Raw genomic sequence first — 20,502 nt, forward strand, 5'->3', positions numbered from 1 at the left:
GACAGGAAAAGTTAAGCTTATTTCAAACGTAATTGATTGTTATGCAACGGTGATAATCCTAACGTTAAATGGATTAAATTGTAATCAAAACTCGTGATAGGCGAGAAAATGGAATCAGAATATTTATCCATAAAGTGACTTAACGAATATGCATACAGTTGGTTCTTTCTGATGTGCTGTTATCTTGCAGTAAAAATTACCGATTAATCTAAGATCTGCAGTAATTGTTTGGGATAAATATTCAAATCAATATTCTTTTCAGTGAATCTTGTCGTAACAAGTTGTTTACAATTCTGAAGTAAATAAAAGATAGGGACGGTTGAAATGTTAAACCTACACAAAAAATCACTTCATATTACTAATGTTCAAAACGCCAATTGCGTTGTTATGGTGCCGCCAAAAGAGTTTAAATTTAACGAAGAAACAGCACGTGATAACGAATTTCAGCACAGAGTGAATCTGACCGAAGCTGAGGTGAAGGTAGAAACCATGGCCGAATTTAAGGCTATGGTCGCTTCGTTGCGTAAAGAAGGTGTGCAAGTTGTAGAGTTTGATTACCCAGAGTTGGGCGTTGAAACTCCGGATGCTGTTTTCCCAAACAACTGGTTCAGTACCTGTAGTGATGGAAGCTTATTCACGTTCCCTATGGCGTGTGAAAACCGTCAGAATGAAGTTAAGCCAAACGCTCTTATTGAAGCGTTAGAAGCGTCGGGTCGTATTGTTAACCACAGTGAATCTCTAGAGTCTTACATCGCGCAGGGTTCTTATCTAGAGAGCACGGGCGTGATGGTTATCGACCATATCAACAAGACTATCTATGCGGCGCTTTCTCAGCGTTGTGACCGTGAAGTATTGGAAGATTACGCGAAGCGTATTGGCTATTCTCGTGTGGTCTCTTTCCAAACGGCATTACCGTCTGGTCAGCCGATTTACCATACCAATGTGATGATGGCGATTGGCGATAACTTCTGCGTGATCTGTGATGAAGTGATCCCTGAATTTGAACGCCGCTTTGTGGTGAAATCTCTTGCTAAAGACAAGCAGGTTATCTCTATCTCAATTGATCAGATGAACCGATTTTGCGGCAACATTTTGCAACTGGAGACGGTGAATGGCGACAAGGTGATCGCGATGTCTCAATCGGCTTACGATGCGTTTTCTCCAGCTCAGTTAGCTCAGCTATCGACACATGGCAAGCTGCTACCATTTAACGTGAAAACGATTGAAGACATTGGCGGTGGTTCGGTGCGATGCATGCTGGGTGAGGTGTTTTTGCCAACGCGAGTGAATCGTCTGTAACAAGCACCACTTCCAGCAATCGATCTTTGAATACCACTCGATCTCAGAGTGGTATTTTTGTTTTTATCTATCACGAATAAGAGAACAAGAGTTCGATACCGGAGTAAACGCGCAAAAGCTAACGGAAATAAGCTATGAAGCGCTCTTGAAAGCTCTGTGTTCAATGAACTGCGCCGACAGTGTTACGACTTCTTTGGAGTAGACAAGCGCCGTGTGGTTGAGTTTGAGGGCGTAAGTATCCGTTGCTCCTCTCAGGTTGGCGTCTTCGAGTGTGACTGTGCCATCGCCAGGGTTTCTTCCCAGAACAATACGTCCGACTCCGGCGTCGTAGGTACCTGTAATCACGCCAATCGGCACATCAATATCGTAGTCACCCAGGCCATCGCTTAAGATCATTTTGCTCGAACCAAATATAAATCCAAGCCCATGATTCGACAGTGTTTTGGCGATAGTTGCCCCATTGTGCGGAGTCCCTGCGGTAATAATGCAGGTGTCGGAAAAATTGGGCTGATAAAACTTAAAGTAGTGACGAATGAGTAAGCCACCGAGTGAGTGACCGAAGAAATAGACCTCATCGTACTCATTAAAGCGTGCATTCACGAAGCGATTGAGGCGTTTGGCTGCAGAAGGAAAACGCAGCGAGTTGTAGGCAAACTTGTGCGTTGTAAAGCCGCGTTTTTTGAAGTTTCTATCCAGATATTGCATGATCAACGCAGGCATATATAGACCATGAATTAAAACTATATGTTTGTTTTTATTATTCATTTTTGTCCTCCGTCTGATAGTGTCCCCAGTATATTTAGTCGCAAATCTAAACTCAATAAAACTTGCTACTAATGGGACACAAAAGGCAGAGAGTGCTTGATGGGTAAAGGTAAAGGGTGGGTTAGTCCGATCTCACTCCACCATAAACATCAATAGTTAAACCGCCTTGTTTAGCGTAAGTATTGGGTGTTAGACCGATGGTTTTCTTTAGGTAACGAATCAGGTGCGGTTGGTCGCTAAACCCAAATTGAAAGGCAACGTCCATCCAGTCGATGTCATCCAAATTTCGCTTATACAAATATTCCAACATCGCTTCGAGTTTGTTCATCGATTGGCACTGTTTTAATGTCAGCCCAGTTACCTTGTTGAAGCTTCTTTCCAGTGTTCTTTGCGAGCAAAACAGCTTGTCGCCAAGCTCTGCAATCGGTGTCGAACCAAGCACACCCAACACCTTACGTGTCAGTTCGCTGTGCCTATCCGTTTTACCTGTCAATATCCAAGGAAGTAGAAAATCATCTAACTGCTGACAGCAGGCCTCAACATCAGTTTGAGCGAGCTTGATCAGTAGCGTTGCATCGGCGTTTGGGTTGTTTAGTAAACCTGCGAGATTGACTGGGCTAACGCTGTCCAAGCTAGGGTGAGGGCAATCTGGGATAACCAGTGAATACAAGGCACCGACATGGAATTTAATGCCCAAGTGAACAAAGGGCTTCGAGTGATCCAATTCGATGGCTTTATGGTGTGGCAGCAGTAGATGGCAACCAACGCCTTGATCGACCTGTTGCTCAATCGTGTAGTGATATGCCTGCTCGCTTGGCGATAAGATCAGGTGCGCCGATGGATCGGGATTGAGTATCGGAAATTGATGAGTTTGAGCGTCGGGCGTCTTTTCAATCAGCCAGTAGCAATCAATGAACTGAGCAACTACAGGGGATTTTGGAGACTGTAACCAATTGATCATTAGACCTTCTATTTCAGATGACTGGCCCCTCCAACTATATGTGGATATCGTTGGAGGTGACAGTTTTTATCAGTATCTATTGTTAGAACTTAGTCTTGATGTTTGTTAATCCGAATCAAGGCTAATCAGTTTCCTTTAATTCGCTAAAATCAAACTGCAAGATACGATGCTTTGATGATAACCCAGCGCGTGTGATGGCCTTTTGTGCGCCAATATTGCTGCTTTCCGTAGAGCACATAGCTTCTAACCCTTGGCTATTAGCGTGCTGCTTTAGAAAGTTAAGAACACGCGTTGCAAAGCCTTTACCGCGTTCTTCTTGTGCGACAATCATACCTAGGTCGGCAAACTGTGTTTGATGCTCATCGAACTTACGGCACTCTCCAGTAGCGAGAATGTCGTCACTTTCCCAGTAGCCCCATAGCTCTTGACGGGCAATCAAATTACCGTAGTAACTGGTGATCCACTCTTTTGGTGCGCCAATCGCTGATGAAGCAAACTCAACGAACTGCTCCAGTTGTTCTTCTGTCGCGAGGCTCATCTCTATCTCTTCAATGCGGTCTGAATCACAATCAGATCTGGCTTGAGAGTTTTGGCGGTACATCATCGCATTCACTTTAAATGATTCTGTGTTGTCGACACACAGTGATAAATATTGTGGTTCAGCGGTGCTCACGAATGCGCCTTTCACCTCACCAATCACAGAGCTGTTGTTCTCTACGATTAATGGGAACAAGTGTTCAATATGAGTGCTGGCTGTTGGTGCTAGATAGAACTGAAGTAAGTAGCCTTCGCCATTTAATACGCAATAACCGACAAGATTACCGTTTTCGTAAAAACCAAAATTGTCAGACATTGGCACAAAGCCAAAATGCCACATGCCATCGAGTGGTGCTGTTGATTCGGTAAAGTAAGCCGTTTTAAGTTCGCTTAGGTCACTAAGTGTTGAGATTTTTTTGATGTCTAACATCGCTTGAATTCCTGCTGTTTTGATTCGGTAGAGTGCGTGGTCGTCATCTTGTTCTCAGGTACGTCAATTGACGATGAGATAATTGATTAGTTGAGCCACGTTTCAATAACAGCAATTGTAGGCGACGGCTTGAGGCCGGTATTGAATAAAAACGACAGTTTTGAAAGGTGTGTGGGTGTTAACAGAAGAGCTGATGTTAATTGAAAGAGGGCAAGATATTTTGCCCTCTGCTGAACTTATTGATTGGGACGTTGAATAGGGCGCATTACTTTCCTGAGTCTTCAGCTTTGATGAGTTTTGTATCGACAGTTTCACTCTTTAACTCAGGATCAACTAATACCTTTATCACGCCTTTTTGTAGGATCAGGTTATTAGGGTAGGTGATGATGTTGCCCGAACTGTGTCGAAGAATAACGTGGAACATGGTGATATCGATGATCACACCGCTGATGTCTTCGTCTTTCTCCGCGACTCTTACTCTGTCACCAATGCGATAAGGGAATACGAAAAATATTAGTACGCTGGCTGTGAGGTTACTTAGAATCGACCATTGCGCGAATAAAGCGACACCCAACACCGCGAATATGGATGACAAGAACAGCGAAATATCACCAAAGCCCAAGTTAAGAACAATCGTAAACACAGCGATGAAGAGTAGAAATAGAACGATATTGAAACACTTAATCACGAACTGCTTCCGCTTCAACTCGACCCGCTTATTTTCCGCTAATGTTTCTATCCAGTTCTTCCCCAAGCGTTTTATCACCCAATACACAACGATAAGCAGTAAACCTAAACCCACTTGTTTAAGCCACATATTGGATTGCAAAAACTCAACCATTAAATAAACCTCAATTTTTTCAAAATAATGACTTCAATCGCCACGACCGCGAGCAGTCCAACACAAAATAGTGGGAACGCCATGGGGTTGTCTGTTCCTGGGATACCAGCAATATTGACCCCGAGTAAACCGGTGAAAAACCCAGCAGGGAGGAAAATACCCGCAATAATAGAAAATAGGTACGTATTTCTATTCATTTTCTCAGCTTGCTGCTGACTTCGACTGGCCAAAAATACATTAATTTGATCGATATAAAACTCAACCGACTCGTTAATCCTGAGTATGGTATCAAGGCTGTTCTTTATATGACTGTTGTGCTTACTCAATGGAGCTGGCAGTTCACTCATTAAATCCTCAAAAACGTATTTCTGTGGCTTCAAATAGCGCCTTAGTCGAAGTAGCCTTGAATGCAGAGCATTGATGGACTTAATATCGATATGAGATTCAGACTCTAGCTCATCAATCAGTTGTTCGACGGGAGTCAAGAAGCTTGATATGTAATGGTTAATTCCACGGATCATTCCCAGTAAGACATCAGGTAATGATGTTGGACCTTGGTTTTGTTTTAGATCGGATATTAGATTACTGACCGCTTTCGAAGGAACTTTACGTGTCGAGACTAAGGTGCCTTTGTACCATAAGATGCGTAAGCTCAACATATCGTCAGGGTTCGCACCTTCGTTTAGGTTAATGCCTCGCAAGATCATCAAAAAGCAGTCGTGACCAAACTGCTCAAATCGAGGACGAGTGTCGTCTGTGAGTAATGAATCGATGATGGCATTTGGAACCGTATTACTGTGGAGCCATTCTCTCAACCCTTCAGCATCTCTTTGGCAGTGGTACCAAGTTGATTGCTCGAATGAGGCTGGGCTGGTGGTGTGTTCATGTGCCACACCCTCAGAAAATTGCCAGCTTGAAATTATGAAAGCGTCCATTCATTTGTCCTTAATGATATGACGTAAACATTGATATTGCGGCGCCATTCAGGTGCCGTATTGAACTGAGCTTAATCGTGGTAAGTTCAATGAGCGATGTGAGTGAGATAAAGTCTAATAAGACAGGTTGGTCTTTGGAGCACGACGGACTGTTCCATTATTGTCTCTATTAAATGTAGCTCATTGTTTCGTCGTTATAAATTAACACTCTGGATCCATGTTAGCGACGAAAAAAAAAGAAAAGACCGAGGTCTTTTCTTTTTCGGGGGAAGTTGAGGAGAGCTTGCTCAGGCAACTCGAGTTTTCCGATGATTTACATAAGCAAAAACACTACCGACACGAAGCAAAAATATCTTGGTTCTCTCGGTATTCTTTGGTTTGTACATCCATTAGGCCGAGTAAAGAGTCGAACAGGTTGTCTTGGGAGAAGCTCTGTTCTTTGCCTGCCTTTCTTAAGCAGGTTTGGTTTATCCCTTTTTGTTCGGCGAAACCATCAGACATCCACATGATCATAGGCACATGGGTTTGTTCTTTCGGTGCCAATGAATAAGGCATGCCGTGTAAGTAGACGCCATTTTCTCCCAATGATTCTCCGTGATCGGAAATGTACATCAGCGCGACATTGTACTTATCGGTGAGTTTCTCTAGCTTCTGAATAGCCTGTGATAGAAAGAAATCTGTGTACAAGATGGTGTTGTCGTAGGTGTTGACCACTTGCTCTTTGGTGCAGTTTTCGATATCAGAACGTGGGCAGTCTGGCACAAACTTCTTATGTTCGTCTGGGTAACGCTCAAAGTAAGTTGGCCCGTGAGATCCGGAAATATGATAAAAAAGGATGTTATTTTCAGTTAGATCTTGTGTATCTTGTTCGAAGTTCTCTAGCATGGCTGTGTCATAGCACACATCTTTATTACACAGCGGGTCGCTGTCTTTGGCGACGAGAGTCATCTCTTTGATTCGATGTGCGACTGCCTTGTCTCCACCATCGTGCTCTCGCCAGATAGAATGAATGCCCGCGCGATTCATAATGTCGACCACGTTATCTTGGTTGTAGGCTTTGTCGCGATCGTAGTTGCTTCGGTTCATGTTAGAAAACATACATGGCACAGAAACCGCAGTGGCTGTTCCGCATGACTGGACATCAGAGAAAAAGATCGGGTTATAGGGTTTGGTATGAGCATTGGTTTCTTTCTCATAGCCATAATATTGGTAGTTATACACACGCGCCGTTTCTCCAAGAACAAAGACCAATAGCGTTGGTTTAGTTGCTTGTTTAGCTTCCGGTTTTAGCTGCGCGTCTAAGCCGATCTCTTGGTAAGGAATCGGTTTTTTGATGTAAGTATTGTTAATGTACTTTGCAGTTGAAGCGACGTATTCGGTTGGAATGATCATCTTTTTAAGGTGAGAGTTGTTACGACCAATCGAGACATAATCTTTGTAAAATAACCCTGCAATAATCGCGATTACGATCAATGAACTTAATAGACCGATACTTTTCCAAATAGCAAAATCTTTCCAAGATTCCCTCTTAAGGTTTGTGAATAAAAGCATAAGTGATGGGAGACCACCCATTAGAACAAACCATAAAATCGAATAGAGACTTAGATAACTTGCTGCTTCTCCGCTGTTGGTTTCAAAAACGTTTTCTATCATTCCATAGTCAACAAAAATGCCATAGCTGAACATGCTATAGCTGACTAAAGAGGAAGTAAGCAGTAATAAGATGAAAAAGGCTTTGGCGAATATAGGCCAGTTGAATACTTGAAAGATAAAGTTGAATGCGGCGAGAAAGAAAAATGGGATCGAGATGATAAACCCAATGCTTTCGGCTTGTGAGGCACTAAGAATATTGAACAGTTCGCGTGAGATAGGTAAGTTAATGACAAGCAGGTAATACACAGCCAGCACGAAAGGGAGTTTGTTTATCGACATATTTAAGCGTGGTAGATTCATCGTAGTTGAGTTCCTGCGTCTCTTATCCCTTTATTTTAGTCTCGCTACCAAGAAAGCTCTAATATCAACGCATAAATCTCAATTAGGCGTGACGAGCGATAAACTGGTTAAAGTGAAATGACGCGGTAGGGCGTGTAGAAACAAATAATTCACTTTACTGAGTGACCTTCATGACAAGGTGGAACAGCAAAGTGAATTAGTATGTTCAGCTTATTCTATGTGGTTCAATCACACTAGAAGTTGTATGAACCACCGAAGCTAATGCTGTTGAAGGCAAGTGTTTTGTCTTCTTTCTTAAAGCCGTAGTCGTTCTCAACACTCACTGCGTCTGCTTGAGAAATTAGGCGCAATGTTAGATGTTCGATTGGCGTGTATTCAACACCAACACCAAAGTGGAAACCAGTACCGCTATCGTCATCGTAACCAGCGCTTTTGTTTGCGTTCAGGTCAACAGAGCTTAAACCAGCCAATACGAATGGGCGGATTGTGTTGTCGAATGTGTAACCAAGATTTGCTGACAAAGAAACAGACGTCGGAGACATTTTTGCAGTCCCTTTTTTGTAGTCTGCGTAATCGTTGTAACCCAGTTCAACACCAACGATACGGTTGAATTGGTAGCCGCCATATAGGTTGTAGCCCATACCGTCTGAATCTAAACTACCTTGACCATCGGTATCAGAATCTTGGTATATGCCAAGGCCGCCACCAATGTATGCACCGCCGTCAGTACCCGCAGCTAAAGCTGGAAGAGAAACTGCGCTGATTAAGCCCAGTGCTAATGCTGATTTCGTTATCTTGTTCATCTTTGTTACTCACTCTTAAATGTCATGCTAGTATCAATAATTTTTGTTTTGCGACCTTTCGACCGTTGGTGAGCATTATTCCGTAGTCTTGTACCTATTACTGTATGGCTTTGTAAGTTGAATCGTTACATAGTAGAAAAGATACACATCAGATTGCCTATTGAGTCAGGTTGTTCAAACAAGGAATAAACATGCTAACGAAGCAAAACACAGGTTTGGTGGTTGTGGACGTACAAGGCAAGCTCGCACGCCTTGTTGATGAGAGTGAGACACTTATTTCTAACTGTCGGAAGCTGATTAAGGGCGCGCAGGTTTTGGGGTTGCCCATCATTTACTTGGAACAGAATCCAGATAAATTGGGAGCAACAGTCAGCGAACTGAATGACTTATTGAGCGATGTTGAGCCAGTAACTAAATTCACGTTCAACGCGTGTGATGAGCCCAAGTTTGTTGAAGCAGTGCAAGCCAAAGATGTGGATACGTGGTTGGTGTGTGGTATTGAGGCTCATATTTGTGTCTATCAAACTGCCATGGGTTTGTTGGAGCTTGGGTATAAGGTTCAGGTAGTTGGTGATTGCATTAGTTCACGAACAGCATTGAATAAGAAATTGGCAATCAGCCAACTGCGGGACGCTGGTGTCCAAATTTCGGGGTTGGAAATGAGCTTATACGAACTGGTGAAAGATTGCCGCGCACCAGAATTTAAGTCCATTCTGTCCTTGATTCGTTAACTTGGGTTTCGTTAAGGTCCGATTCGTTAATTTCCCCCTTTGAAGAGGTTCATTTGAATAACCTAATTGTATTTACAGGTGGTCCGGGATCAGGCAAAACCTCGGTCATCGACGCTTTGAAAATCCAGGGCTATCGCTGCGCACCAGAAGTTGGACGTACAGTGATTCAGCAACAGGTCGAGCAACAAGGGAGTGCCTTACCATGGTTAGACAAAGTGGCATTTCGCGATGAAATGGTGCGAGAAGAGTTGGCCAATTATCAAGCGTTTGAATCGAGTGAGCAGCTGGTTTTCTTTGATAGAAGTATCGTGGATTCATATGGTTACAGCTTGTTAGAAACGCTGCCTATCCCTCAATTCTTGTTGAGTAGCTGTAATGAACTTGAATACAACAGCAAGGTATTTATCTTCCCGCCATGGGATTCGATTTTCATCAATGATCAAGAACGTAAACAAGATTTCGACGAAGCGACCGCCACTTATGAAAATATGGTGACAGCTTATACCCAGTTTGGTTATCAGCTGGTGGAAGTGCCCAAGCTATCTATTGAGGACCGAGTCGAGTTTATCTTAGCTTCGTTTAATTCTGGCGAGTGACAGCCTGTAACACACAAGTGAAAAAGCCCCGCAGTATCGACTCGATTGAGTGAATACTGCGGGGCTTTTTATTGAAATCTACTAGCTGAAAAATTAGTCGAAGATTACTCAGTGACCGAGCTATTTAGTCACCGAGAGGCTGTCTATCGCCTCCGCCTCGGTAGGAATCAAGCGCGACCTTCAAGCGGCGCAGTTTGTCGCGCGATCGGTTCTTATGATTGACCGCGATTCCCATCGAAAGCACATCCACTAACGCCAACATTGCGTAGCGAGAAGCCGATGGTTTGTAGATGAAGTCGGTTTCCATATGTTTGATTGGTAACAAGATATCCGCAATCTTTGCCAACGGTGTGTCTTGTGGGGTAATCGCTATGATCTTAAGTCCGTACTGCTTGGCTAGCTCGGCAGTTTCAGTGATCACTGGCGTAAAACCGGTCGCTGAGATCATCACCATGACGTCATTGGCATCGGCTGTAGCGGCAACCATTCTTGACATCAAACCATCGTTGTACGATACCACTGGGTAGCCCAATCGGAACAGTCGGTGTTGCAGTTCTTGTGAGGCGATAGTCGAGCCGCCACCCATGCCGATAGCAATGATCTGTCTGGCGTTATGCAGCCAGTTGACTGCGGTTTCAACGTCTTGTTCTTTGAACAGAGTGCGGTTGATGTCTAGGCTCTGCTTGATCGATTCGTAGATACCTTGATAACCCGTTTGGTCAACAGGCTCAAGGATAAAGCGCTGGCCAACGGTTAGTGTCTGAGCCAACTTAATCTTCATATCACGTACGTTGCTGCAGCCGATCGCCTTAGCAAAACGCGTAATGGTGGCTTCGCTCACTTGAGCACCTTCAGCAAGTTCTGTGATGCTGGCATTAGCAGCAAAATCAATGTCATCCATGATCAGCTTGGCGACTTTCTTTTCTGCATCACGAAGAGCAGGAAAACGCTCTGTTATCTGTGAAATGATATCTACTTCTAAACTCAAGAATCCTGATCCTTTGTTGATGGGGCTATTTGCTAATACCTAGTCATTGGTCGCTAAGGCTTAGCCCCGTTAGTATATCTTATTGTTTCGCTGATTCTAGCTTATCGAGAATTCGATTTAGAAACAGGTTTCCACCCAGTTTGTGATCTGATGGTCGTCATCGCTGATGGCAATGTAGCGCCATTTGTCGAAGGTTAAACACGGATGTGAGGTGGAGAAAGCAATCATGTCGCCCACTTCAATCTCAGAAGAACCGTCGGTTTCCACAAAGGTATGTTGATCCATCACCGCAGTAGAGGTTAAGCCTTTCACTGAGATTGCTTCGCCATTGCGATAGGCGCGCTCGGCAATCGGTAAACCCGCATCAAAGGCCACATCACGCTTGCCTAGCCCAACCACTAACTTGGTCGGTTCAGGACGAGAGATAACATAAGCCCACACCTCAAGTGCCGATTCTAAATCACCACCCAATTCACACGCGTAACCTTGGTTTACTTGGGCGCGTTGCAACACCTTGCTTTGTGCGTCTAGGTAAATACCTGTGTCGTGAATGGCATAGCAGCCCGGGCGGATGATCGCCAAGTAATCGGTTAGGTTTGCCAAGCATTCTGCCACCACGTCATACCAAGCAGAACCTGCGCCAGTGATAATAGGTTGCCCTGCAATTAGGCCATCTGATGCGAGGCTTTCGACCGAAGTGAGCGCCTGATTTAAGAAGGTACGAATGTCTTGTTCGGCATTGTCACCGTGAATCACACCCTCGTACACCTCAATACCTGCCAGCGAAAGGGCTGGTGTGTCTTGGATGGTTTGAGCCAGTTCTAGAACTTCTTGTGGTGAACGACATCCACAACGACCGCCCGGTACACCAAACTCGATCAGTACCTTTAGTGTCTGCTTTGCATTGGCGAAATATTGGTTAAGTTGCTGCACGTTTACCGATGAATCCACACAACAATAGAAATCGACATCAAACTCGCGAATAAGTTGTTCGATGATCGCCATGTTGGTTTTACCCACTAACTGGTTGGCCATGATGATGCGTTTCGCACCCGCCATTGCGGCAACTTCTGCCTGTGCAGGTGTGGCTACTGTTATGCCCCAAGCGCCATTTTCTAGCTGTTGGCGGAAAAAATCAGGAGTCATGGAAGTTTTGCCGTGTGGCGATAATTTAACCTGATGATGATCAGCGAATGATTGCATCCAATTTAGGTTATTGGTCAATGCCGATTGTTTGATAACTGCAACCGGAAGTGAAACATCTTCATCAACCAGTCGATAAATACCGTTCTCAGATTGTGATATTGCTCTCCCTTTTTGGCCTTTTTCAGTCAAGACAAAACTATCGTTTTGATACTTTATAACATATTTTTGTGCCGAGTTATGTTTCATTTCTGATTCCTAACATGATTTAAGTTGTTGTTATTTAATATTTAAATATATCCACAATCTGTTTTGTGGTAGAAACTATCACACAAATTAAAATATTATGTGTGTTTTGTCACTGAAAATAATCGGCTGAATTTCTAATATAGCTCCATCAACACAGTGGATTGAGAGAGTGAAAAATGTTGTTCGATACGATAATCAAAAATGTAGAGGTGTTTGACGGCACCGGCGAACAATCGTTTTGTGCCGATGTAGCAATCCGAGATGGAAAAATAGCCGAAATTGGTCAAATCGATCACGAAGATTGTGGCCAGTTGGTTGAGGGAGCAGGCTTAGCATTGGCTCCTGGTTTTATCGATGTACACACACATGACGATACCAATGTAATTCGTTACCCAGACTGCCTGCCTAAGATCAGCCAAGGTGTCACAACCGTGATTGTTGGCAACTGTGGCATCAGCGCATCGCCAACCATTTTGGCTAGCGTTCCACCAGACCCAATGAATCTTTTAGGCGCACAAGCTGATTTCAAATACCCAACCTTTGCCGCGTATGCACAAGCGGTAGAGCAAGCTCAACCCGCAGTGAACGTTGCCGCGTTAGTCGGCCATACCACACTGCGTAACCAAGTGATGGACGACCTGCAACGCACCGCAAGTGAAGACGAAATCGTGGCGATGCAAACCAACCTTGATTTAGCGATGGCGCAAGGTGCATTAGGTTTGAGCTCGGGTTTGGCTTACGCCAGCGCGAAACAAGCGAATGCCAACGAAGTGATGCAGTTAGCGAAAGTGCTTTCTAGTCACGGCGGCATCTATACCACGCATATGCGTACCGAATTTGAAGAGATCTTAAGCGCGATGGAAGAGGCGTTTGAGACAGGACAATACGCGAAAGTGCCGGTTGTTATCTCTCACCTTAAATGTGCAGGTGCGGGCAACTGGGGCAGAACTGTTGAAGTTCTTGATTTGATGGACAAGGTTTCTGAGCACCAAGATGTGTCTTGCGACTGCTACCCATACTCTGCGAGCTCTTCGACATTAGATTTGAAACAAGTGACCGACGATTTCGACATCTTCATTACTTGGTCTGAAGCAAAACCAGAACATGCAGGCAAAACGCTGAAGCAGATTGCTGATGAAATGAACTTACCCCTGATGGACGCAGCAAAAGCGCTTCAACCTGCGGGTGCGGTTTACCACTGCATGGATGAGAACGACGTAAAGCGTGTATTGAAATACAAATTGACCATGGTCGGCTCAGACGGTTTACCTAATGACCCGCATCCACACCCAAGATTGTGGGGCACCTTCCCGAAAGTGCTAGGTCACTACTGCCGAGATGAAAAACTGTTCTCGTTGCCAGAAGCGATTCACAAGATGACCGGAATGTCGGCTCAGCGTTACAACTTAGCGGGCCGAGGCGAAGTTCGCTGTGGTGCCTTTGCCGATTTAGTTTTATTTGATCCAAAGAATATTAAAGACACAGCAACATTTGAAAATCCTATTTCAGTTGCTGAAGGAATAGAAAGTGTATTTGTAAATGGTGAGTTAACTTACCAGCAAGGAAAAGTAAGAAATAATCGTTCAGGCGTTTTTATTTACCGAAACTAGAATTTAAATTATTTATTAAATTCAGGTGATTATAAAAACGGCGAATTAGTTTGAATATATTGGAATAGAAACTGTTTTATTTATAAAGACAATGTTATCTATAAAGCCAATATTATCTATAAATAAGTGGAGTTAAAAAATGACTATTAAACGTTACGGTGTTGAAGGCGGTACAGGTACAGGCGGACAACATTTACCATTTGCACGTGCAACTGAAGCAGGTGGTTTCCTATACGTTTCTGGCCAGACACCGATGACAGATGGTGAAGTGGTTGAGGGTGGTATTGTTGACCAGTCTCGCCTAGCGATCCAAAACTGTGTCGATATCATGACTGAAGCGGGCTACGGCCTAGAAGACGTAATGCACGTAAAGGTTGTGCTAACGGATTCTCGTTACTTCCAATCTTTTAATAAGGTATTCAAAGAGTTCTTCGGTGCTAATCCACCGGCTCGTATCTGCATGGTTTGCGACTTAGTTGTAGACGTGAAGGTTGAAGTAGATGTGACTTGCTACCGCGCCGATCGCGGATAGTAATAACCTAATCACAATTACCTACTTAGAGAGTATTAGGGGTTAGTTATCCCTGTTATTATCCTTTAATACTCTCACCCTACATTTATAAAAATTACTTTAATTAAAAAAGATAAAATCAATAAAGTAATTATATGAAATATAAAATGAATGAATCATAAATAAAGTTCAAGAATGAACTCAATATTTCACTGAGAGGTGTCAAATGAACAGCACACTTTTTCTTACAGGCTTCGGCGTGTACGTATTATTTTTAATTTGGTTAGGCTGGTTTGTCTCGCGTAACCAAAAATCTGGCGAAGATTTCTTATTAGGTGGCCGTGGCCTACCTATGTTCTTAGTACTTGGTACAACAGTAGCGACGATGGTCGGTACGGGTTCAAGTATGGGTGCGGTTGGCTTCGGCTACGCAAATGGCTGGGCAGGTGCTCTGTACGGCATTGGTGGTGCGATAGGCATCCTATTACTTGCACTTTGGTTTGCTCCGGTTCGTAAATTGAACTTCATGACCATGAGTGAAGAGCTGGCTTACTATGTTGGCGCTAACCGCATCGTGAAAAACGTTGTAGGTGTACTGATCTTTGTCGCCTCAATTGGTTGGTTAGGCGCTCACATTCTAGGTGGCGGCATGTACTTAGCATGGATTGCAGACATCGATCTCAACCTAGCGAAAATCATTATTGCTGCAGCATTCACTATTTACGTGGTGATCGGTGGTTACACTGCGGTTGTATGGACCGATACCATTCAAGCGATCATCCTTTTTGCTGGCTTCATCTTGATGGCGGTAATGTCAGTCGATTACATCGGCGGCATGGATAACCTTTACGCTGCGATGGACCCTGCTGCTACAAGCTTTTTAGCAATCGATAAACTGGGCCTTCTGCCTGCTGTATCTCTGGCTGTGGTTATCGGCGTGGGTGTACTGGCGACGCCTTCATTCCGTCAGCGTATCTACTCAGGTAAAGATGTATCAACGGTTCGTCGCTCATTTGTTGCATCGGGTGTGTTGTACCTTTTCTTCTCAATCATCCCTGCAATCATCGGTATGGCAGCACATGCCATTGACCCAACATTGGATAATGCGAACTACTCGTTCCCTTATGTTGCTGCAACGGTTCTTCCGGTTGGCGTTGGCATGATTGTTCTTATCGCGGGTCTTTCTGCAACGATGTCGAGCGCAAGTTCAGATGCGATAGCAGGTGTTTCTATCCTACTTCGTGATGTTTACGTGATGTTCACTGGCCGCGTACCAAACAAAGAGTCAATGGTGAACTATTCTCGCTTGGCACTGATTGTGGTGATTGGTTTTGCACTGTTGTTCGCACTAACGTCAAACGACATCATTGGCTACATCACGAAAATGATTTCAACCGTAATGTCGGGCATGTTTGTGTGCGGTATGTTGGGTCGATTCTGGAAACGTTACAACTGGCAGGGTGCGCTTGCTACGCTAGCGGGTGCATCTGTGGCTTCATTTGTCGTAATGCTAAATGCAGACTACACGGCTTTCTGGGGCAACCCTGTGATTCCTTCTTGTCTAGTGGCTCTAACGGCTGGCGTGCTGGTGAGCCTATGTACTCCGGCTAACCAAGTGACACCAGAAATGGCGAAAGCAATTCTTGATGACGAGCGTGCTCTGATGGAAATGGAATTGTCAGATTCAGGTGTGCTTGAAGAAGCGTCTTCTCAACGTCCTGCTAATCAAACAAGCTAATCTAAAACGCTCCACAGCTAGTTAGTACAACAAATTCAGTACAACAAGTTGTGGAGTGATTTAGCTAGCTCAGGCTCTGCTTCTCGGTAGGGCCTTCTTCCCCATTTATCTCTCTATTTTAGGATCGGCTATGCCTGCATCTTCTAACTTCAATATTGCGTTCTTTGGCGAGTGCATGGTCGAAATCAGCGGCTCTCCATTAACCAAAAAATTCGGCGGTGACACGCTCAATACCGCACTTTACCTTTCACGCTTAACCCAGCATCAAAACCTCTCTGTTCATTACGCGACGGGTCTTGGTAGCGATGAACTGTCTCAGAATATGGTCGATAACTGGCAGCTCGAAGGTATTCAAACCAATTTCGTTGAACGCATTGCGAACAAGCTTCCTGGGCTCTACATGGTCGAAACCGACGAGACTGGTGAGCGACACTTTCACTACTGGCGCAACGACGCGGCAGTAAAATCTTACTTCCTTGCTAATGACTTGAATAAGCTTGAAATCGCACTGACAGAGAAACAAGTCGACGCGGTCTACATCAGCGGTATCAGTATCGCGATTTTAGATGACGCCTCTCGCGAGCGTTTATTCAAAGCCATTAGCGTGTTCTCAAACCAAGGCGGCAAGGTGATTTTTGATAACAACTATCGCCCGCAACTTTGGAGCACTGAGCAAGCTCGACATTGGTACGCCAAGTTACTGCCATTGGTAGACATCGCCTTAATTACCGAAGACGACGATCTGCTTGTATGGGGTAACTCAGAGAGCGTTCAACAACGCTGCCTTCGTTTGGGTTGCCAAGAGATCGTTATCAAACGTGGCTGCGAGCCATGCAAGATTGTTCAAGTTGAACTGGGCAACATTATTGAGAATTATGTCTCAGCAACTCGTGTTTCTAACGTGGTTGATACCTGTGCTGCGGGCGATTCATTCGCCGCGGGTTATTTAGCTGCGCGTCTTACTAGCGAGAGCGCCACCGACGCAGCCGAACTTGGCCACCAACTGGCTTCCATCGTTATTCAATACTCTGGCGCAATCATCCCTATGAGCGCTATGAGCCAACTGATTAAAAAATAAAAAGCGGAATTATTATGTCTCAAGAAATGATCAACAAACTTAAGCAATTCAAAGTTATCCCTGTTATCCAAATCAACAAGGTTGAACACGCGATTCCACTGGCAAAAGTGTTGGTAGAAAACGGCCTACCAGTTGCTGAAGTAACATTCCGTACTGAAGCGGCAGCAGACGCGATTCGTGCGATGCGCGATGCATACCCAGAGATGTGTATCGGTGCTGGCACAGTATTAACGCCAGCGCAGATCGACCTTGCGAAAGAGTCGGGCAGCGAATTCATCGTAGCTCCGGGCCTGAACCCAAATACCGTAAAACGTTGCCAAGAAATCGGCATGCCAATCGTTCCGGGCGTAAACAACCCAAGCCAAGTAGAGCAAGCGCTGGAACTTGGCCTTAACTTCTTGAAGTTCTTCCCTGCAGAAGCGTCTGGCGGCATCAACATGGTGAAATCTCTGTTAGCGCCATACGTTGATGTGTCTTTGATGCCAACGGGCGGTATCGGTAAACACAACGTCAATGACTACCTAGCCGTCGATCGCGTGATGTGCTGTGGTGGTACTTGGATGGTGTCGCCAAAGATGATCGAGAACGAGCAATGGGATGAGATTGCAGTATTGGTTCGTGAAGCGGTCGCTCTTGTTAACGAGCAATAAGCTTTTGAACTAGCGATAACAACCTTTCGAATGAGAGATAACGAGCAATAGCAGTGGCTGATGGTTCTGTTTTGTGAATCGCCTCCGAGAAACAAAACAGAACCATATTTATATAGGAAAACTAATAATGAAAAAAACTATATTATCCCTATTGATTTCAGGTTCAGTAGTGTCCCCAATGGCGTTAGCAATGGCTCCAAATACCGATCTAAATTTAATGCCGTACCCGCAAACGGTCGAGCTGCAAGCTGGACAAGTTAAGGTCGACGGTAACTTCAAGGTTTACATCAAAGGCTTTAATTCTGATCGTGTTGAATACACGGCGAAACGCTTTATTGATCGCCTTGAGCGTCAGACAGGTGTTCCGATTCTAAATTGGCAGGTGGATAGTGCAGGCGAAGCGAACCTGATCATAGATATCGACGCAGCACCAAAATCTGAAGTACAAAACATCGACTCTGTAGAGTCGTACAAAATTACCACTCAGGGTGAACAAATCACGCTGAGCTCTCCAAGCCCATACGGCACTATTCACGGCATCGAAACCCTTTTACAACTCGTCGAAACCACAGCAACTGGTTACCATATTCCTGCTGTTACGATTGTCGATGAGCCTCGTTTCCGCTGGCGTGGTGTTTCTTACGACACGTCACGTCATTTTATTGAATTCGATGTGTTGATTCGTCAGTTAGATGCGATGGCGTCGGCGAAAATGAACGTGTTCCATTGGCACTTCTGGGACGATCAAGGCATTCGCATTCAAACCGAATCATGGCCGCGTCTGTGGTCTGAAACCGCTGATGGTAATTACTACACCAAAGACCAAGTTCGCTACCTAGTTGAATACGCGCGTAACCTTGGTATTCGTGTGATTCCAGAGGTGTCTCTTCCGGGTCACTCTTCTGCGGTTGCTCACGCTTACCCACGCTTGATGTCTGGTGGTGAAGGTCAAAGCTACGAACAAGAACGTGGCTGGGGTGTGTTTGAACCGCTCATGGATCCACTGAACCCAGAAGTCTATGAGATGCTTGGTGATGTGTTTGATGAAGTGACCGAGCTGTTCCCTGATGAGTACTTCCACATTGGTGGCGATGAGCCAAATTATGCGCAGTGGAAAAACAGCGAAAAGCACCAACAGTTCATTGAAGAGAACAATATCGATGGCGAACGTGGTCTGCAGTCTTACCTCAACGTAAAAGTCGAGAAGATGCTCGAAGAGCGCGGTAAGAAGATGACGGGTTGGGATGAGATTTGGCATAAAGATCTGCCGACTTCGATCGTGATTCAAAGCTGGCAAGGGCACGACAGCATTGGCCGTGCGGCGAAAGAGGGCTACCCAGGTATTCTTTCTACGGGTTACTACCTAGATCAACCTCAGCCGACTAGCTACCATTATCGCAATGACCCAATGCCAAGCGGTATCACTGTTGACGATAAGCTGCACAGTGGCGAAAAATTCGTGACGTATCAATGGGAAAAGCCACGTTCAAAAGGCGGCCCACGTAAGGGAACACTGACCATCATTGAAGCGAAAGACGGTACTTTCCGTGCCTTCAGTGATTACAACGGTAAGTCTCGCGAAGAGATCTTTATCCTTGATTATGTGCCGGGCAAAACCTTTGTTGGCCACTTCGATAACTTCATGTCGTACACCGAGTTCAACTTAAACCTAAATCCAAAGGGTTTTGCAGAAAGCAGTTATCAACTGGTGGGTAACGTGCGCTGGCCAACCACTGGTGAAGTGATTGCGAGCAGTGATGTTGAAGGCAGCGTGATTCCTGAACCGAATGGTGGTTACCCAGCAGAATTAACGGATAAAGAAAAAGAGCTTATCTTGGGCGGCGAGATCACCATGTGGCTAGAGAACAAAGACAGCCTCACGGTCGAAAACTACCTATGGCCACGCAGCTATGCAATTGCAGAACGTTTCTGGTCTGATGCGGAATTGACGGACGAGCGCAGCATGTACAAGCGCATGAAAGCGATGGATACATGGTCTGAAGTGTCGGTTGGCCTACGTCATCATGCGGACGCTGACATGCTGTTAAAACGTATTACCAAAGGGCAGGATATTCACGACCTGCGCGTGCTTGCCAAGTACACCGAGCCAGCACAGTACTACGCGCGCAACTGGGAGAAGTGGAATTCGACTGAACCTAAGGGCACTTTATACAGCCAATACGAGCGCCTAAACCGCTTTGTTGATGCGCTACCAGTGGAAAGCTACGCCGTGTATGAGATGCAAGATTTGGTCAACGACGTTGCGACGGGTAATCAACAAGCGCTTGAGCAACTTGCTGAGCATTATCAGAAAGCAAAATCGGCTGCACTAGCGGCTAAAACTGTCTTCGCTGGCAACGTATCTTCGGTAGAGACTGTGGTTGTCGCAGAGAAAACGGCGGAAGTCGCAGACTTGGCGTTAACCTTGATTGCTAAAGCACAAGCGGGTGAAAAAGTTAGAGCATCAGATGCGAATGCCTACCAAGCGATACTGTCTGATTCAGCGAAGATCTACGACGAATCGATCATCGCGATTGTTCGTCCGACAGAGCTACTGTTGAAGCAGTTAGCTGAGTAAGCCGTTAACGGATTAGCGAATAAGTCACACGCCAACAAGTGAATCAAAACCGCCCTCTGTGGGCGGTTTTTTAGTTCTAGCTTCTCAACCAGGTGGGAATTCTAAA

Annotated in this window: 18 protein-coding genes; 9 read left to right on the top strand and 9 right to left on the bottom strand. The window is 44.9% G+C overall.

Annotated features, from left to right (window positions below; all coding sequences use genetic code 11):
• Positions 1-324 precede the first annotated feature (324 nt).
• Entirely contained in the window at positions 325-1,299 is a 975-nt protein-coding gene (locus tag AC3CIA_RS19110; protein WP_017061193.1) for an arginine deiminase-related protein, read from the top strand.
• A 132-nt stretch (positions 1,300-1,431) separates the two neighbouring features.
• Here the strand turns inward: AC3CIA_RS19110 and AC3CIA_RS19115 are convergent, their stop codons facing one another.
• From AC3CIA_RS19115 to AC3CIA_RS19145, 7 genes are all read right to left on the bottom strand, one after another.
• Positions 1,432-2,064, bottom strand: a complete 633-nt coding sequence (locus AC3CIA_RS19115; protein WP_488519535.1) for an esterase/lipase family protein — start codon at positions 2,062-2,064, stop codon at positions 1,432-1,434.
• Between the two features lie 121 nt (positions 2,065-2,185).
• On the bottom strand, positions 2,186-3,025 hold the full coding sequence (locus AC3CIA_RS19120) for a helix-turn-helix domain-containing protein (RefSeq protein ID WP_488519536.1): 840 nt from the start codon (positions 3,023-3,025) through the stop codon (positions 2,186-2,188).
• Positions 3,026-3,146: 121 nt separating this feature from the next.
• Positions 3,147-3,992 (bottom strand): GNAT family N-acetyltransferase, encoded by an 846-nt coding sequence (locus AC3CIA_RS19125; RefSeq protein ID WP_488519537.1) that lies wholly within the window; start codon positions 3,990-3,992, stop codon positions 3,147-3,149.
• 265 nt (positions 3,993-4,257) lie between these two features.
• Positions 4,258-4,833 carry a mechanosensitive ion channel family protein gene (locus AC3CIA_RS19130; RefSeq protein ID WP_102551883.1) on the bottom strand — a complete coding sequence of 192 codons (576 nt, stop codon included), beginning with the start codon at positions 4,831-4,833 and terminating at the stop codon, positions 4,258-4,260.
• Positions 4,833-5,768, bottom strand: a complete 936-nt coding sequence (locus AC3CIA_RS19135) for a CorA family divalent cation transporter (RefSeq protein ID WP_488519538.1) — start codon at positions 5,766-5,768, stop codon at positions 4,833-4,835. The genes AC3CIA_RS19130 and AC3CIA_RS19135 overlap by 1 nt, the downstream gene beginning before the upstream one ends.
• A 330-nt stretch (positions 5,769-6,098) precedes the next feature.
• Complete coding sequence (locus tag AC3CIA_RS19140) at positions 6,099-7,721, bottom strand: phosphoethanolamine transferase (protein ID WP_488519539.1); 1,623 nt, start codon at positions 7,719-7,721, stop codon at positions 6,099-6,101.
• Between the two features lie 233 nt (positions 7,722-7,954).
• Positions 7,955-8,524: a porin family protein gene (locus AC3CIA_RS19145; protein ID WP_488519540.1), complete on the bottom strand. Its 570-nt coding sequence runs from the start codon at positions 8,522-8,524 to the stop codon at positions 7,955-7,957.
• Positions 8,525-8,715: 191 nt separating this feature from the next.
• Here AC3CIA_RS19145 and AC3CIA_RS19150 point away from each other — a divergent pair, with 191 nt between their 5' ends.
• A complete protein-coding gene (locus AC3CIA_RS19150) occupies positions 8,716-9,255 on the top strand; it encodes a hydrolase (RefSeq protein ID WP_488519541.1) in 540 nt (179 codons plus the stop codon).
• Between the two features lie 53 nt (positions 9,256-9,308).
• Positions 9,309-9,851, top strand: coding sequence for an AAA family ATPase (locus tag AC3CIA_RS19155; RefSeq protein WP_488519542.1), 543 nt, complete (start codon positions 9,309-9,311; stop codon positions 9,849-9,851).
• Positions 9,852-9,975: 124 nt separating this feature from the next.
• On the opposite strand, the gene AC3CIA_RS19160 is transcribed toward AC3CIA_RS19155, so the two are convergent.
• Both AC3CIA_RS19160 and AC3CIA_RS19165 read right to left on the bottom strand, forming a co-directional pair.
• The gene (locus AC3CIA_RS19160; protein WP_488519543.1) at positions 9,976-10,839 is read right to left on the bottom strand and encodes a MurR/RpiR family transcriptional regulator; all 864 of its coding nucleotides are present in this window, start codon (positions 10,837-10,839) and stop codon (positions 9,976-9,978) included.
• A gap of 117 nt (positions 10,840-10,956) precedes the next feature.
• The gene (locus AC3CIA_RS19165) at positions 10,957-12,231 is read right to left on the bottom strand and encodes an amino acid deaminase (protein WP_488519544.1); all 1,275 of its coding nucleotides are present in this window, start codon (positions 12,229-12,231) and stop codon (positions 10,957-10,959) included.
• Between the two features lie 176 nt (positions 12,232-12,407).
• On the opposite strand from AC3CIA_RS19165, the gene AC3CIA_RS19170 reads away from it, so the two are divergent.
• The 6 genes from AC3CIA_RS19170 (at position 12,408) to AC3CIA_RS19195 (ending at position 20,396) form a co-directional block, all read left to right on the top strand.
• Positions 12,408-13,841 (top strand): N-acyl-D-amino-acid deacylase family protein, encoded by a 1,434-nt coding sequence (locus AC3CIA_RS19170; RefSeq protein ID WP_488519545.1) that lies wholly within the window; start codon positions 12,408-12,410, stop codon positions 13,839-13,841.
• A 139-nt stretch (positions 13,842-13,980) separates the two neighbouring features.
• Positions 13,981-14,373: a RidA family protein gene (locus tag AC3CIA_RS19175; protein ID WP_004732497.1), complete on the top strand. Its 393-nt coding sequence runs from the start codon at positions 13,981-13,983 to the stop codon at positions 14,371-14,373.
• A 205-nt stretch (positions 14,374-14,578) separates the two neighbouring features.
• Positions 14,579-16,090 (top strand): sodium:solute symporter family protein, encoded by a 1,512-nt coding sequence (locus AC3CIA_RS19180; RefSeq protein ID WP_102556398.1) that lies wholly within the window; start codon positions 14,579-14,581, stop codon positions 16,088-16,090.
• 130 nt (positions 16,091-16,220) lie between these two features.
• On the top strand, positions 16,221-17,168 hold the full coding sequence (locus AC3CIA_RS19185) for a sugar kinase (RefSeq protein ID WP_488519546.1): 948 nt from the start codon (positions 16,221-16,223) through the stop codon (positions 17,166-17,168).
• Positions 17,169-17,182: 14 nt separating this feature from the next.
• Complete coding sequence (locus AC3CIA_RS19190; RefSeq protein WP_488519547.1) at positions 17,183-17,818, top strand: bifunctional 4-hydroxy-2-oxoglutarate aldolase/2-dehydro-3-deoxy-phosphogluconate aldolase; 636 nt, start codon at positions 17,183-17,185, stop codon at positions 17,816-17,818.
• 127 nt (positions 17,819-17,945) lie between these two features.
• Complete coding sequence (locus tag AC3CIA_RS19195) at positions 17,946-20,396, top strand: family 20 glycosylhydrolase (RefSeq protein WP_488519548.1); 2,451 nt, start codon at positions 17,946-17,948, stop codon at positions 20,394-20,396.
• Positions 20,397-20,502 lie beyond the last annotated feature (106 nt).

The sequence above is a fragment of the Vibrio sp. QJM3NY_27 genome, assembly GCF_057785955.1.

Excerpts from the sequence above, each read along its gene's own strand:
- AC3CIA_RS19180 (WP_102556398.1), top strand. The coding sequence starts at position 14,579 with ATGAACAGCACACTTTTTCTTACAGGCTTCGGCGTGTACGTATTATTT.
- AC3CIA_RS19145 (WP_488519540.1), bottom strand. The coding sequence starts at position 8,524 with ATGAACAAGATAACGAAATCAGCATTAGCACTGGGCTTAATCAGCGCA.
- AC3CIA_RS19195 (WP_488519548.1), top strand. The coding sequence starts at position 17,946 with ATGAAAAAAACTATATTATCCCTATTGATTTCAGGTTCAGTAGTGTCC.
- AC3CIA_RS19135 (WP_488519538.1), bottom strand. The coding sequence starts at position 5,768 with ATGGACGCTTTCATAATTTCAAGCTGGCAATTTTCTGAGGGTGTGGCA.
- AC3CIA_RS19190 (WP_488519547.1), top strand. The coding sequence starts at position 17,183 with ATGTCTCAAGAAATGATCAACAAACTTAAGCAATTCAAAGTTATCCCT.
- AC3CIA_RS19170 (WP_488519545.1), top strand. The coding sequence starts at position 12,408 with ATGTTGTTCGATACGATAATCAAAAATGTAGAGGTGTTTGACGGCACC.
- AC3CIA_RS19125 (WP_488519537.1), bottom strand. The coding sequence starts at position 3,992 with ATGTTAGACATCAAAAAAATCTCAACACTTAGTGACCTAAGCGAACTT.
- AC3CIA_RS19175 (WP_004732497.1), top strand. The coding sequence starts at position 13,981 with ATGACTATTAAACGTTACGGTGTTGAAGGCGGTACAGGTACAGGCGGA.
- AC3CIA_RS19110 (WP_017061193.1), top strand. The coding sequence starts at position 325 with ATGTTAAACCTACACAAAAAATCACTTCATATTACTAATGTTCAAAAC.
- AC3CIA_RS19120 (WP_488519536.1), bottom strand. The coding sequence starts at position 3,025 with ATGATCAATTGGTTACAGTCTCCAAAATCCCCTGTAGTTGCTCAGTTC.
- AC3CIA_RS19165 (WP_488519544.1), bottom strand. The coding sequence starts at position 12,231 with ATGAAACATAACTCGGCACAAAAATATGTTATAAAGTATCAAAACGAT.
- AC3CIA_RS19130 (WP_102551883.1), bottom strand. The coding sequence starts at position 4,833 with ATGGTTGAGTTTTTGCAATCCAATATGTGGCTTAAACAAGTGGGTTTA.
- AC3CIA_RS19115 (WP_488519535.1), bottom strand. The coding sequence starts at position 2,064 with ATGAATAATAAAAACAAACATATAGTTTTAATTCATGGTCTATATATG.
- AC3CIA_RS19185 (WP_488519546.1), top strand. The coding sequence starts at position 16,221 with ATGCCTGCATCTTCTAACTTCAATATTGCGTTCTTTGGCGAGTGCATG.
- AC3CIA_RS19150 (WP_488519541.1), top strand. The coding sequence starts at position 8,716 with ATGCTAACGAAGCAAAACACAGGTTTGGTGGTTGTGGACGTACAAGGC.
- AC3CIA_RS19140 (WP_488519539.1), bottom strand. The coding sequence starts at position 7,721 with ATGAATCTACCACGCTTAAATATGTCGATAAACAAACTCCCTTTCGTG.